Source organism: Nonomuraea sp. NPDC050310, from assembly GCF_040655795.1.
In the GTDB taxonomy this organism is placed as follows: domain Bacteria; phylum Actinomycetota; class Actinomycetes; order Streptosporangiales; family Streptosporangiaceae; genus Nonomuraea.
The window spans coordinates 88,513-99,939 of the sequence record NZ_JBFAKP010000024.1 but is presented as its reverse complement, the minus strand read 5'-3'; the positions used below and the strand labels follow the sequence as shown (position 1 = coordinate 99,939).

The following is an 11,427-nucleotide window of genomic DNA, read 5'->3' as shown; positions in this document are numbered from 1 at the left end:
GTCAGCGATGGGAGACAGCTCATGCCCGCCCTCAGGTCTCGTACGGTCACTCACGGCAGGAACATGGCCGGCGCCCGGGCCCTCCTCCGGGCGACCGGCGTAGCCGGGAGCGACCTAGGCAAACCGATCATCGCGGTGGCCAACAGCTACACGCAGTTCGTCCCGGGCCACGTGCATCTCGCCGAGGTCGGCAAGGTGGTGGCCGACGCGGTGCGCGAGGCCGGCGCCATCCCGCGGGAGTTCAACACCATCGCGGTCGACGACGGCATCGCGATGGGCCACGGCGGCATGCTCTACTCCCTGCCGAGCCGCGAGCTGATCGCCGACTCGGTCGAGTACATGGTCAACGCGCACTGCGCCGACGCGCTCATCTGCGTCTCCAACTGCGACAAGATCACGCCGGGCATGCTGCTGGCCGCGATGCGGCTCAACATCCCGACCGTCTTCGTCTCCGGCGGCCCGATGGAGGCCGGCAAGACCCCGGGCAAGAAGCTCGACCTGATCGACCCGATGATCGCCGCGGCCGACGCGAACGTCTCCGACGCCGAGCTCCTGGAGCTGGAGGAGAACGCCTGCCCGACCTGCGGGTCGTGCTCGGGCATGTTCACCGCCAACTCGATGAACTGCCTGGTCGAGGCGATCGGCCTGGGGCTACCCGGCAACGGCACCATCCTGGCCACGCACAGCGCGCGCAAGGAGCTGTACCAGCGCGCCGGGCGGCGGATCGTGGAGATCACCCGGCGCTTCTACGAGGAGGACGACTCCTCGGTGCTGCCGCTGGAGATCGCCACCAAGGACGCCTTCGAGAACGCGATGGCGCTCGACGTGGCCATGGGCGGCTCGACGAACACGATCCTGCACATCCTGGCCGCCGCCCGTGAGGGTGGCGTCGACTTCGGGCTCAAGGAGATCAACGAGATCTCGCTGCGGGTGCCGTGCCTGTGCAAGGTCGCCCCGGCGACCGACAAGTACCACGTCGAGGACGTGCACCGCGCGGGCGGCATCCCGGCCATCCTGGGCGAGCTCGACCGCGCCGGGCTGCTGCACCGCGACGCCGGCACCGTGGCCGGGGGCACCCTCGGCGAGATGATCGGCGCGTGGGACCCGATGTCGCCCACCGTGTTGCCCGAGGCGATCGAGCTGTGGCACGCCGCGCCGGGCAACGTCCGCACGGTCAAGCCGTACTCGCAGTCCAACCGCTGGGACGACCTCGACCTCGACCGCGCCGGCGGCTGCGTGCGCGACCTGGAGCACGCCTACACCAAGGACGGCGGGCTCGCGGTGCTCTACGGCAACCTCGCCCGCGACGGCGCGGTGGTCAAGACGGCCGGGGTCGACGAGGCCATCTGGCGCTTCTCCGGCCCGGCCGTGGTGTTCGAGTCGCAGGAGGACGCGGTCGACGGCATCCTCGGCGGGCGGGTCAAGGAGGGCGACGTGGTGGTCATCCGCTACGAGGGCCCGAAGGGCGGCCCCGGCATGCAGGAGATGCTCTACCCGACCTCCTTCCTCAAGGGCAAGGGGCTCGGCAAGGCCTGCGCGCTGATCACCGACGGGCGCTTCTCCGGCGGCACCTCGGGCCTGTCCATCGGCCACGCCTCGCCCGAGGCGGCCGAGGGCGGCACGATCGCGCTGGTCGAGGACGGCGACACCATCGACATCGACATCCCCGGCCGGTCGATGGAGCTGCGCGTGCCCGAGGCCGAACTGGCCGCCCGGCGCGAGCGGCTGCTGGCCCGGCCCGGCGGCGGCTACCGGCCGCTCGACCGGCAGCGGCCGATCACCGCGGCGCTCCAGGCGTACGCGGCGATGACCACGTCGGCCTCCACCGGGGCTTCGCGCGACCTGTCGCAACTCGCGCGCTGATCGCTGGTTTTTCGGGCGTGTACGGCAGGCTTGCCGTACACGCTTTCGAAAAATGTCGGTGGCGACGTCTATTCTTTGGGTATGAGGACACTCGTGAAGCCCTCCACCCGTACGCTCACGACCGCCGAGATCTCCGCCCTCGCCCTCTCCCTCGCGCACCTGGGAGCCGGGCCGCAGGCCATCACCGCCCGGCGCGGCCTGCGTCACGCCTTCGAGCACCTCGACCTCGGCGACGAGGTCATCGCGACCACCCTCGCCACCCTGGTCGAGCCGCTGCCGACCGATGTCGCCTCGCGCGCCCGGGTGATCGCCGACGCGATCACCAGCCGGCTTGTCGTGCGGCTCCACTATCGCGACGCGAGCGACGCCATCACCGTCCGCGACGTCGAGCCGGTCACCTGCCTGGTGCACCGGGAGTTCTGGTATCTCGTGGGAGTGTGCCGGATGCGCCGCGCCATCCGGGCCTTCCGCTTCGACCGGGTCATCGCCGTCGAGCCCACGCTCACCCCCGCCCGGCCGCACCTGGCCGAGCGGTTCCTGCCCTTCCAGCGGCGCAACGCCGCCTGACCCCGGACAATCCTGGGAACTGCTTGACGTGCTGGGCCCCCTGCCGTTGGCATGGGGGCTGGCAGGCTCGCGGCCATGCGTTCTCGGGGTGTCTGGCTGGCCGTCGTGCCCGCCCTGCTGGCCGGCTGCGCGCAGGCCACCACGCCTGTTCCCGTGCGGCCCGCTGCTCTCGCGGCGGCGGGAGGTGCCGCCACCTTCTCCGCCACCTTCTCCGCCGCCGCGCCGAGCCGGGAAGCGGCTGGGTGGGACCGGTCTTCCTCCGCCGTCGGGGCGGGCGGTGGCGTCTGGCGGATCGGGCTGCCCGGCCCGCCGGGGTTCGCCACCACCAGTAGGACCCCTGCGGTGCGTGCGGCCGAGGTCCGTACGGCCGGCGTGCCTGCGGCCGGGGGGTGGCGGGGGCGGCTCGATCGCGAGGTGGGGCGGTTCCTGGCCCGGCGGCCGGGGCGGGCCTCGGTGGCGGTGTACGACCGGAGCACGGGCGAGCGCTACGCCTTCCGCGAGGGCGGCCAGGCGCGGGCCGACCGGGAGCCGTTCATGCTGGCCAGCGTGGCCAAGGTGGACATCCTGCTGGCCCTGCTCCTGTCCGTGCAGCGCGAGCACCGGGAGCTGACCGGCTCGGAGCGGTCCCTGGCGGCGAGCATGATCCGGCACAGCGACAACGCCAGCGCGGCCACCCTCTACCGGAGGATCGGCGGCCGGTCCGGCCTGACCCGCGTCCTGCGCGGGCTCGGCGTGGACGACACGTGGCCGGGCACCGGGCCGTTCTGGGGGTCGACGCGGAGCTTCCCGGCCGACCAGGTCGAGGTGCTCGACCGGCTAACCGACCACACCGGGCCGGTGCACGCCCGGCACCGGCGGTTCGCCGGGCGGCTGATGGCCACGGTCGTGCCCGACCAGGCGTGGGGCGTCGGGCGGCTGGCCAAGGGGGCCGAGGTGAAGAACGGCTGGCTGCCCGCCCAGGTGCACGGCGGACTATGGACGGTGAACACCCTGGGCCGCGTCACCATGCGCGGGCACGAGCTGCTCATCGCGGTGTTGTCGGATCACCACCCGTCGATGGGCAGCGGCGTCACCACCGTCGGGCAGGTGGCCAGGCTGGTGGCCGAGGCCTTCGCCTACGAGTCCTCGGCCTGATCCCCCGCGTCCCGCTCAGCCGCAGCACCCGCCGCCGCAGCAGCCGCCTCCACCTCCGCCCGCGGGGGCGGAGGTGCCGCCGGTGACGGCGACCGTGGACAGGAGGCGGACGGTGTCCTCGTGGCCCTCGGGGCAGGTGGCGGGGTCGCCGGAGGCCGACATCGGCCGGGACAGTTCGAAGGTGGAGCCGCAGGCGCGGCACCGGAAGTCGTAACGCGGCATGCGCCCAGCTTAGGAGGCCGGAGCGCCTCGGTGGAACGGGGAAGGCACGCACCCCGGCTTTCGCCGCGGTGCGTGCCTCCAGGGGTGTCAGCCCTTCAGCGGGGTGGCCTGCTTCACGCGGTGCAGGTGCGCCACGACGTCGAAGGCCTGGCCCAGCGCGAGCGGCTGGTTGAAGTGCTCGGGCACGTAGCTGGCCGGGATGCTGAAGGTGGGCCGGGCGGTGTCCAGCCAGGCGCCGGTGGCCGGGGTACGGCGGGCCTGGCGCAGGTCCACGTAGAAGTCGCGGTGCCGCACCCGGTCGAGGACCGCCTCGTTGCTGGCCGGGACCGGGGCGCCGGTCTCGAAGACGCCGACCTTGCCGGTCTTGGGGTCGATGGCGCGGAACCGGCCGCCGTTGATGGTGGTGCCGATCGCCACGTAGGAGTCGCCGACCAGGGAGCGCAGGTAGGCGCCCTGGGTGATCGGGTAGTGCTGCGGGAAGGCCGAGACGTAGCCGACGTGGCCGTTGTGCGCCGCCACCACGGTCTTGGTGCCGGTGTGGCGCTGCCACCAGACGGTGTTGTCGGCCATCGCCTTGTCGCGGTGCAGGTGCAGCTTGGGCGGCTCCAGCGTGTACATGGTCGCCATCTGGGCGATGACCCTGGCCTCCTGCGCCACGTACGGGTCGGCCTTCTCCAGCAGGCGGTAGGCCGCCTCGGCGTCCTCGGCCAGCGCCTTCAGCCGCGGCGCGGGCAGGGTGGCCAGGGCCGCCATCCGCTCGGCCGTGCCGCCGGGCAGGGCGAGCAGGCCGGCGTAGCGGCGGCGCAGTTCGGGGGCGAGCGAGGGCTGGTGCCGGTCGGCCCAGGCCAGCACGCGCTGGTACTGGCCGGGGTGGACGTCGCCGATGTCGAAGCCCATCACCCGAAGCTTGTTCGGGGCGGTGCGGTTGTACTCGCGCATCCACTCGTACAGCTCGGCCCACTCCTGGGTGCGCCAGGAGCCGTAGTCGTTCTCGAACTCCTCGGTCAGGATCGTCCGCAGGTCGCCCTTGCCGGTGCGCACGTAGTCGTCCAGCCGCACGCCGGCCGACCAGGTCGCCTCCAGCGCCAGCGTGGTGAAGCCCTGCGTCTCGACCAGGTGGCGGAACATGCGGTGGCGCAGGGTGAACAGCTCCTTGGAACCGTGCGTGGCCTCGCCGACGCCCACGATGGTGGCGCCCTTGATCATCTCCGTCAGCGGCCGCAGGTCGCGCGCCTGGCCGCCGGGCCGGGTGCTGCGCAGCGCCTGGGCGTGCCGCTCCAGGCCGGCCACCACCCGGGCGTCGCCCGGCTCGCCGGCCGCGACGGCCGCGACGGGCGCGGCGGCGGGGGCGGGACCGGCGAGCGCCGGGGTGGCCGCGACCGCCAGGCAGGCCGCCAGGGCCAGGGTGATCGGGGCGGTACGGCGGAGAGTGTTGTTCGTCAAAACGGATCCTCAGGTCGGTGTTCGTGCTGTGGTCACCAACGTACGGATCCGCGCCGGCGGCTTCGATCCTGCCAACAGGCCAGGTCAGAGGGGGGACAGCCCTACCGGACACCCTCCGGGGGGCGGCCTCAGCGGGTGTGGCCGGCGTTGGCGTAGTCGGCCACGGGCCGGAAGCCGATCGACTGGTAGATCTTGTTGCTGGTCGGGTTGGCCAGGTCGGTGAAGAGCACGAGGTGCTCGCAGCGGTGGGCGAGCGCGTGACGGCTGGCGAAGGCGGTGACGGCGCTGCCGTACCCGCGCCTGCGCGCCGAGGGCGGGGTGTAGACCGGGCCGATCCGGCAGACCCCGCCGACGGCGGGTGAGACACCGGCCATGGCGACCGGCTCGCCGTCGGCCTCCCACACCACCATGTCGCCACGGGCGAGGCGCTTGGCCATGAGCTGGGACAGGTCGATGCCCACGTCGGTGCCGGACTCGGTGGAGAAGCTCGTCGCCCACAGGGTCACCAGGGCGAGGTCGTCGTCCGCGGCCACCCGGCCGGAGCCCGGGACGCCGGCCGGCTCGACGAGGGTGCCGAGGCCGTACAGCCGCTCGGGCCGCAGGCGGTCGAAGCCGCGGGCGGCGGCGAGCCGGTCGACCAGGGCACGCGGACCGCTGACGGAGGGCAGCTCGCGGTCGGCGAGCGCCTCGACCAGCGGGGGCAGCGCGTGGTCCGGCATGACCGACAGGCCGAGCGGGAAGGGCGGGGTGCGGAAGACCGCGCCCCGCACCTTCCCCTCCTCGGTCCACCAGCCGAAGTAGGGCCCGTCGGCGCCGTGTGCCACGCCCGCCTTGAGGTTGGCCAGGACGGTCAGCGGGACGGTGTTGGCGACCGGGTCCTTCAGCAGGTACGGCTCAGCATGACGGGCGTACTCGGCGACGGAGTCGGTGAAGGTCCACATGGCGCACCATGGTGCCATCCGGGCCTAGGCCGCCGCCTCCAGATAAGGCGCCCACTGGGGGTCGCCCACCAGGGACGCGCCGATGAGCCGCCAGTGCGCCCCTCGCGGCACGGCCGGCGCCACCCGCAGGGACCAGCCGAGCTCCTCCAGGAACTTGTCGGCCTTGCGGTGGTTGCACGGCATGCACGAGGCCACGCAGTTCTCCCACGTGTGGGTGCCGCCCTTGGAGCGGGGGATGACGTGGTCGATGGTCTCGGCCCGCTGCCCGCAGTAGGCGCAGCGGTAGTCGTCGCGCCGCATGAGCGCGGCCCGGGTGAGCGGGATGCGCGAGCGGTAGGGGATACGGACATATCGTCTGAGCCGGATCACCGAGGGCACGTCGAGCGTGCAGGTGGCCGAGCGCAGGACCGCGCCCATGCCGTCGCGGTGCACGACGTCGGCCTTCTCGCGGAGCACCAGGATGACGGCACGGTGCAGCGAGAGGGTGGTCAGCGGTTCGTAGGTGGCGTTCAACAGCAGGACTTGTCGCATCAGAGGGCTCCCCTCTGATGCCTCAGTATCAGGAAGCCGGGACATGCCGACGCGTGTCCCCTCGGGGACATGCCGTGGCATGTCCGGACTTGCGGCCCCTCCTGGGACCCGGACGACTCCATCACGTGGACCTCCGCCGGACGGCCCGACGGATGGATCCCACGGCACCGTCCTTCCCCAAGTCTGTCGTTACCAGCGTCTTTCCCGCCACCTTTTATGTCGTGCGGGAAAGACCCGGTCGGATTTATGCCCACTCGACCAGGGTTTTACGCCCGTCCGGTGCGAGCGGCTCAGCCCGCAGCGAAGGTCTCCTCGGCGGGGCCGCGCGCGCTATAGCCTCCTGAGCATGACGCGACAGCCGTACCCCACAGCCCGCCGTGGCGAGATCGTCGACGATCTGCATGGCACCTCGGTGCCCGACCCGTACCGCTGGCTGGAAGACCCCGACGACGCCGAGGTCAAGGGCTGGCTGCTCGCGCAGGAGGAGCTGTTCCGCCGCGAGAGCAAGCCTCAGCGCTTCAAGGAGCGCATCGCCGAGCTGCTGAAGTCCGGTTCGGTCGGCGTGCCGAGCTGGCGCGGTGAGCGCCACTTCTTCGCGCGCCGCACGCCCGAGCAGGAGCACGCGGTCTACTACGTGGTCGAGCCCGACGGCACCGAGCGCGCCCTGGTCGACCCGATGGCGCTCGACCCCTCCGGCCTGACCACGCTCGACGCGGTGCAGCCCGACAAGGAGGGCCGCCTGCTGGCCTACCAGATCTCGGTGGGCGGCAACGAGGAGTCGGCGCTCTACGTCGTCGACGTGACCTCGGGCGAGCGCGTCGAGGGGCCGATCGACCGCTGCCGCTACTCCCCCGTGGCCTGGCTGCCCGGCGGCGAGGCGTTCTACTACGTGCGCCGGCTGCCCTCGACCGAGGTGCCGGAGGGCGAGTCGCAGTTCCACCGCCGGGTCTACCTGCACCGCGTCGGCACCTCCACCGAGGACGACGTGATGATCTTCGGCGAGGGCCTGAAGATGACCAACTACTACGGCGTCTCGGTCTCCATGGACGGCCGCTGGCTGCAGGTCTCGGCGCACGAGGGCACCGCGCCGCGCAACGACGTGTGGGTGGCCGACCTCACCGCCTCCTCGCCCGACTCCCCCGAGCTGGTCGTGGTCCAGGAGGGCGTGGACGCCACCACCGGGCTGTGGTTCGGCCGCGACGGCCGGCTGTACGTGCACACCGACCGCGACGCCCCGCGCGGCCGCATCGCGGTGGCCTCGCCGGACAGCCCGGCCGAGTGGCGCGACCTCGTCCCGGAGGACCCCGAGGCCGTACTGAGCGACTTCGCCGTGCTCGACGACGTCGAGCGCCCGGTGATGCTGGTCGGCTGGACGCGGCACGCGATCTCCGAGATCACCGTGCACGACCTGGCCACCGGCGAGCGCCTCGGCGAGGTGCCGACCCCGGGCCTGGGCAGCATCGGCGGCCTGTCCGAGCGTCCGGAGGGCGGCCACGAGGCGTGGTTCGGCTACACCGACAACACCACCCCGCCCACCATCCAGCGCTACGACGCGCGTACCGGCGAGACCACCCTGTGGGCGGCCTCCCCCGGCGCCGTCGAGGTGCCCGCGGTCCGCACCGAGCAGGTCTCCTACCGCTCCAAGGACGGCACCGAGGTGCGGATGCTGGTCATCTCGCCCGCCTCGGGCGAGGGTCCCCGCCCGACCATCCTGTACGGCTACGGCGGCTTCGGCATCTCGATGACGCCCGGCTACTCCGCCTCCATCCTGAGCTGGGTCGAGGCCGGCGGCGTCTACGCGATCGCCCAGCTCCGCGGCGGCGGCGAGGAGGGCGAGGACTGGCACCGCGCCGGCATGCTCGGCCACAAGCAGAACGTCTTCGACGACTTCCACGCCGCCGCCGAGCACCTCATCGCCACCGGCGTGACCACCAAGGAGCAGCTCGGCATCTCCGGCGGCTCCAACGGCGGCCTGCTGGTGGGCGCCGCGCTGACCCAGCGCCCCGACCTGTACGCCGCGGTGGTCTGCTCGGCACCGCTGCTCGACATGGTGCGCTACGAGCAGTTCGGGCTGGGCGCGACGTGGAACGTGGAATACGGCTCGGCCGCCGACCCCGAGGGCTTCGGCTGGCTGCACGCCTACTCGCCCTACCACCACGTCCGCGAGGGCGTGGAGTACCCGGCGACGTTGTTCACCGTCTTCCAGTCCGACACCCGGGTGCACCCGCTGCACGCCTGGAAGATGTGCGCCGCGCTGCAGCACGCCCAGGCCGGCGACCGGCCGATCCTGCTGCGCAACGAGACCGAGGTCGGGCACGGCGCCCGGTCGATCTCGCGCACGGTGGACCTGTCGGCCGACACGCTCACCTTCCTCGCCAGGCACACCGGCCTGTGAGTGAGCGCCGGCGGAGGATGGCCGCCTACGCGGTCGTCCTCCGCCACGAGGAGATCCTGCTCACCCGCTACGTCGGCGTGGACGAGAAGCACTGGACGATGCCGGGCGGCGGCGTCGAGTTCGGCGAGCACCCGCACGACACGGTCGTGCGCGAACTGGCCGAGGAGACCGGCTTCGAGATCGCGGTCGAGGGGCTGCTCGGCGTCGACTCCATCGTGTGGACGACGCCGGAGGGCCGGCCCCTGCACACCGTGCGGCTCTACTACGCCGCGCGGATCGTGGGCGGGGAGCTGCGGCACGAGGTGGGCGGGTCGAGCGACCTGGCCGCCTGGTTCCCGCTGGCCGAGGTGGGCCGGCTCGACCGGTCCTCGACGGTGGAGAGCGCGTTGCGCTTCCACGCCGAGCGGCCCGCGTCCGGGCACCTGGCTTTCGACGAACCGCAGGAACGAGTCATCCTGGGAGCATGACCGGGTTGCGGATGAGCGGGCGGGCGCCAGGCGCGTCACTGCGCCCGTTCGTGACGCGCCTGGTCGCCTACCGGGAGGAGTACGGCACGCCGCTGGAGCGGGACGAGCTGCCCTTCCCGGGGTCGGTGCTGATCTTCTGTATCGAGTCGGCCATGGAGGTGGACGGCGTCCCGTACACCTCCTTCACCGGCGGGCTGACCGACCGGGCCACGGCTACGCGGATCAGCGGGCCGACGGAGGGCGTGGAGGTCATGCTCACCCCGCTCGGGGCGCGCCGGTTGCTGGGCGTGCCGATGAGCGAGCTGACGAACCTGACCGTGCCGGCCGAGGAGGTGCTGGGCGGGTGGTCGAGATCGGTGTCCGCGCGGCTGGCGGCGGAGCCGTCCTGGGCGGGGCGGCTGACGCTGGTGGAGGAGCTGGTCGGGGCGAGGCTGGCGGAGGGTCCGGCGACCCGGCCGGAGATCGCGTGGGCGTGGGGGCGGTTGGTGCGCTCGGGCGGCCGGGTGGCGGTGGCGGAGCTGGCCGCTGAGCTGGAGTGGAGTCACCGGCACCTGGTGGCGCGCTTCCACGACGGGATCGGGCTGGCGCCCAAGGCGGCGGCGCGGATCATCCGCTTCGACCGGGCGCTCGGCCTGGTACGGGCGGGACGGCGGCCGGCCAAGGTGGCGGCGGAGTGCGGCTTCTTCGACCAGGCGCACCTCAACCGGGAGTTCCGGGCGCTCGCCGGGGCGCCGCCCGGCCGGTTCGTGCCCATCGGCCTTGATCGAGACCGCGGGCCGCAGGCTAGTGTCGCGCTATGAGCGACATTGTGCGGCTTAACCGGCGGTCGGTGGACGTCACGGTCGGCCTGGTGGCGGGGTTGAGCGAGGCCGACCTCGACCGGCCCACGCCGTGCGCCGGCTGGAGCGTGCGGGACCTGGTGGAGCACCAGATCGTGCAGAACCACGGCTTCGCCTTCGCCGCCTCGGGGCAGCCGTCGGAGCTGGCCTTCTGGCAGCCGAAGCCGATGACCTCGCTGGACGACTACCCCGCCTCCGCCCGCGCGGTGGTGGCGGCCTTCGCCGAGCCCGGGGTGCTGGAGCGCGCGTTCTGGTTGCCCGAGGTGCGCACCAGCGCGCCCATCCCGGCCCGGCTGGCGATCGGGTTCCACTTCATCGACTGCGTGGTGCACGCCTGGGACCTGGCCAAGGCGGTGGGCGTGCCGCCGCGGTTCGACGAGGACCTGCTGGCGGCCTGCCTGCCGCTGACGCTGGCCGTACCGGACACCGCCGAGGCCAGGCCGCCCGGCAAGGCGTTCGTGCGCGGCGTGCCGGTGGCCGAGGACGCGCCGGTGCTCGACCGGATCGTCGCCCACCTCGGGCGGCGGCCGGACTGGAGCCCGGAGCGGGCCGGGTAGTCAGCTCCGGTAGGTGCCGAAGTACCACGGGTTGCCCTCGGGGTCCTCGCAGGCGTACTCGCGCGAGCCGTACGGCTGGTCGACCAGCTCCATGGTGATCTTCGCGCCGGCGGCTCGCGCCCGCTCGCAGTGCGCGTCGGGGTCGTCGACGGCGACGTAGATGCCGGGACCGCCGGGCGCGCCGAGACCCAGCATGATCTTGTCGTCGCCCGCGCGGAGCTCGGCGTGGGACAGGACGCCTTCGGCGTTCTTGGACGTCTCGGTGGCCTCGAAGCCGAAGGCGGCCACGAGGAAGTCGACCGCGGCGGCGCAGTCGCGGTAACGGGCCAGGGCGTAAACGGTCTGAGTCATGCCCTCAGTCTCGCGCGGCGGCCGGGCCGGGTCTTGGACGAATCTGACCTGGCGTTACGGTTTTCCGCCATCGAGGTCTGCGGATCGCCACCATGGCCGGGCGGGCCCGGCGCACCT

General features: G+C 72.8%; 12 protein-coding genes. 7 read left to right on the top strand and 5 right to left on the bottom strand.

The window, feature by feature from the left end:
- Nucleotides 1-21 precede the first annotated feature (21 nt).
- From ilvD to AB0I67_RS36555, 3 genes are all read left to right on the top strand, one after another.
- Complete coding sequence (gene ilvD / locus AB0I67_RS36565; RefSeq protein ID WP_357933562.1) at nucleotides 22-1,863, top strand: dihydroxy-acid dehydratase; 1,842 nt, start codon at nucleotides 22-24, stop codon at nucleotides 1,861-1,863.
- Nucleotides 1,864-1,944: 81 nt separating this feature from the next.
- On the top strand, nucleotides 1,945-2,430 hold the full coding sequence (locus AB0I67_RS36560) for a WYL domain-containing protein (RefSeq protein WP_357933560.1): 486 nt from the start codon (nucleotides 1,945-1,947) through the stop codon (nucleotides 2,428-2,430).
- A 75-nt stretch (nucleotides 2,431-2,505) separates the two neighbouring features.
- Complete coding sequence (locus tag AB0I67_RS36555) at nucleotides 2,506-3,564, top strand: hypothetical protein (protein WP_357933557.1); 1,059 nt, start codon at nucleotides 2,506-2,508, stop codon at nucleotides 3,562-3,564.
- A 15-nt stretch (nucleotides 3,565-3,579) separates the two neighbouring features.
- Here the strand turns inward: AB0I67_RS36555 and AB0I67_RS36550 are convergent, their stop codons facing one another.
- The 4 genes from AB0I67_RS36550 to AB0I67_RS36535 all read right to left on the bottom strand — a co-directional run bounded on the left by AB0I67_RS36550 (nucleotide 3,580) and on the right by AB0I67_RS36535 (nucleotide 6,701).
- Nucleotides 3,580-3,786: a zinc ribbon domain-containing protein gene (locus AB0I67_RS36550; protein WP_357933554.1), complete on the bottom strand. Its 207-nt coding sequence runs from the start codon at nucleotides 3,784-3,786 to the stop codon at nucleotides 3,580-3,582.
- A gap of 87 nt (nucleotides 3,787-3,873) precedes the next feature.
- Entirely contained in the window at nucleotides 3,874-5,229 is a 1,356-nt protein-coding gene (locus tag AB0I67_RS36545; RefSeq protein ID WP_357933552.1) for an erythromycin esterase family protein, read from the bottom strand.
- 128 nt (nucleotides 5,230-5,357) lie between these two features.
- Nucleotides 5,358-6,170 carry a GNAT family N-acetyltransferase gene (locus AB0I67_RS36540; RefSeq protein WP_357933550.1) on the bottom strand — a complete coding sequence of 271 codons (813 nt, stop codon included), beginning with the start codon at nucleotides 6,168-6,170 and terminating at the stop codon, nucleotides 5,358-5,360.
- A 24-nt stretch (nucleotides 6,171-6,194) separates the two neighbouring features.
- A complete protein-coding gene (locus AB0I67_RS36535; protein WP_357933547.1) occupies nucleotides 6,195-6,701 on the bottom strand; it encodes an HNH endonuclease in 507 nt (168 codons plus the stop codon).
- A 346-nt stretch (nucleotides 6,702-7,047) separates the two neighbouring features.
- On the opposite strand from AB0I67_RS36535, the gene AB0I67_RS36530 reads away from it, so the two are divergent.
- The 4 genes from AB0I67_RS36530 to AB0I67_RS36515 are packed head-to-tail and all read left to right on the top strand — an operon-like array spanning nucleotide 7,048 to nucleotide 10,959.
- Nucleotides 7,048-9,096, top strand: coding sequence for a prolyl oligopeptidase family serine peptidase (locus AB0I67_RS36530; RefSeq protein ID WP_357933544.1), 2,049 nt, complete (start codon nucleotides 7,048-7,050; stop codon nucleotides 9,094-9,096).
- Nucleotides 9,093-9,563: an NUDIX domain-containing protein gene (locus AB0I67_RS36525; RefSeq protein WP_357933541.1), complete on the top strand. Its 471-nt coding sequence runs from the start codon at nucleotides 9,093-9,095 to the stop codon at nucleotides 9,561-9,563. The genes AB0I67_RS36530 and AB0I67_RS36525 overlap by 4 nt, the downstream gene beginning before the upstream one ends.
- Entirely contained in the window at nucleotides 9,560-10,363 is an 804-nt protein-coding gene (locus AB0I67_RS36520; RefSeq protein WP_357933538.1) for an AraC family transcriptional regulator, read from the top strand. The genes AB0I67_RS36525 and AB0I67_RS36520 overlap by 4 nt, the downstream gene beginning before the upstream one ends.
- Nucleotides 10,360-10,959: a TIGR03086 family metal-binding protein gene (locus tag AB0I67_RS36515; RefSeq protein ID WP_357933536.1), complete on the top strand. Its 600-nt coding sequence runs from the start codon at nucleotides 10,360-10,362 to the stop codon at nucleotides 10,957-10,959. The genes AB0I67_RS36520 and AB0I67_RS36515 overlap by 4 nt, the downstream gene beginning before the upstream one ends.
- Here the strand turns inward: AB0I67_RS36515 and AB0I67_RS36510 are convergent, their stop codons facing one another.
- On the bottom strand, nucleotides 10,960-11,310 hold the full coding sequence (locus AB0I67_RS36510) for a VOC family protein (RefSeq protein WP_357933533.1): 351 nt from the start codon (nucleotides 11,308-11,310) through the stop codon (nucleotides 10,960-10,962).
- Nucleotides 11,311-11,427: the final 117 nt, after the last annotated feature.

Excerpts from the sequence above, each read along its gene's own strand:
- AB0I67_RS36530 (WP_357933544.1), top strand. The coding sequence starts at position 7,048 with ATGACGCGACAGCCGTACCCCACAGCCCGCCGTGGCGAGATCGTCGAC.
- AB0I67_RS36560 (WP_357933560.1), top strand. The coding sequence starts at position 1,945 with ATGAGGACACTCGTGAAGCCCTCCACCCGTACGCTCACGACCGCCGAG.
- AB0I67_RS36540 (WP_357933550.1), bottom strand. The coding sequence starts at position 6,170 with ATGTGGACCTTCACCGACTCCGTCGCCGAGTACGCCCGTCATGCTGAG.
- ilvD (WP_357933562.1), top strand. The coding sequence starts at position 22 with ATGCCCGCCCTCAGGTCTCGTACGGTCACTCACGGCAGGAACATGGCC.
- AB0I67_RS36535 (WP_357933547.1), bottom strand. The coding sequence starts at position 6,701 with ATGCGACAAGTCCTGCTGTTGAACGCCACCTACGAACCGCTGACCACC.
- AB0I67_RS36550 (WP_357933554.1), bottom strand. The coding sequence starts at position 3,786 with ATGCCGCGTTACGACTTCCGGTGCCGCGCCTGCGGCTCCACCTTCGAA.
- AB0I67_RS36555 (WP_357933557.1), top strand. The coding sequence starts at position 2,506 with ATGCGTTCTCGGGGTGTCTGGCTGGCCGTCGTGCCCGCCCTGCTGGCC.
- AB0I67_RS36510 (WP_357933533.1), bottom strand. The coding sequence starts at position 11,310 with ATGACTCAGACCGTTTACGCCCTGGCCCGTTACCGCGACTGCGCCGCC.
- AB0I67_RS36520 (WP_357933538.1), top strand. The coding sequence starts at position 9,560 with ATGACCGGGTTGCGGATGAGCGGGCGGGCGCCAGGCGCGTCACTGCGC.
- AB0I67_RS36515 (WP_357933536.1), top strand. The coding sequence starts at position 10,360 with ATGAGCGACATTGTGCGGCTTAACCGGCGGTCGGTGGACGTCACGGTC.